Genomic DNA, 1,043 nt, shown 5'->3' on the forward strand with positions numbered 1-1,043 from the left:
CTCCTCAGTGGAATCGGCACCCCGAGCCTAACGGCTCAAGGCGGGCAACGCCGCCCACTTCAGAGTTTCAACAGAGACCGGGACATTCCCAAGCCTTGTGGAAGCCGGGGCCGGCGATCTGACACCGCAAACCAAGGTCGCGCTCGCCGGACTTTCGACGCTCGACCTCGAAACGGATATTGGAGCGAGCCCGCTGCATGTTCAGGCCGGACGTTTCGTGCACACTGTTGCAGAGGCTCTGTTGTCGAAAACCGTCCCGGCCTCGCCAGCGGATCTAAACGCGCCGCAAGCCCCTACGTCGCTTGCGCTCGCCGGTTTCACGGACCTTGCACAGCAGGATGGCTGACTTATGGGCACTCTGCGCACGCAAAAGCGCCGCAAGGTCAAACCGCCCGGCATCGAGAGCCCGTCCCTTCCCACCAGACTCAGCGCCTATCGTCTAATGTGGATGCTGGCGACATTTGACCTGCCGGTCGAGACCAAGATGCAGCGCAAGGCTGCGACAAGATTTCGCAATTTTCTGCTGGACCAAGGCTTCGAGATGAGCCAATTTTCAAACTACATGCGTTTTTGCAATGGGCGGGAGCAGTTCGACACTTATGCGCGGCGAATCGAAGCCAATCTACCGGATCGCGGCCATGTCTTTTTGTTCCAGTTCACAGACAGGCAGTATGAGAGCATCATCCGATTTTCCGACCAATCGCGTCGAACCAGGCAAAAAAATCCAGGGCAACTCGCATTGTTTTGACGACTTCACCGCGTTTCGACCTCCCGGAAGTGGTGGAAAAGATTGTCAAATCAATCCTTTCCACCAACATCGAGTGTAGCCGCTCAGAAAACGCAGGCCAACCACAACTCCGCTGGGGGCTTATTGTGCGCATCTGGTAGTGTAGCCGCTCAGAAAACGCAGGCCAACCACAACAGCCGGGTGCCTTGGCCTGGTGTTCCGACGAGTGTAGCCGCTCAGAAAACGAGCTATGGCCGATTTTGGGTGACGCGGCTTGATCAAGCGGCGCGGTTGTCGGCGCCCTGCGTGGCGACGC

Annotated in this window: 2 protein-coding genes; both read left to right on the forward strand. The window is 58.0% G+C overall.

Translation table 11 applies throughout. From position 1 onward, the window contains the following. The first annotated feature begins 97 nt into the window (after positions 1-97). Positions 98-346, forward strand: a complete 249-nt coding sequence (locus VQ044_RS25330; RefSeq protein ID WP_327650425.1) for a hypothetical protein — start codon at positions 98-100, stop codon at positions 344-346. A gap of 3 nt (positions 347-349) precedes the next feature. Continuing rightward, complete coding sequence (gene cas2 / locus VQ044_RS25335; protein WP_327650427.1) at positions 350-748, forward strand: CRISPR-associated endonuclease Cas2; 399 nt, start codon at positions 350-352, stop codon at positions 746-748. Positions 749-1,043: the final 295 nt, after the last annotated feature.

Origin of the sequence: Aurantimonas sp. C2-5-R2, from assembly GCF_036549495.1 — a bacterium.
Classification (GTDB): domain Bacteria; phylum Pseudomonadota; class Alphaproteobacteria; order Rhizobiales; family Rhizobiaceae; genus Aurantimonas; species Aurantimonas coralicida_A.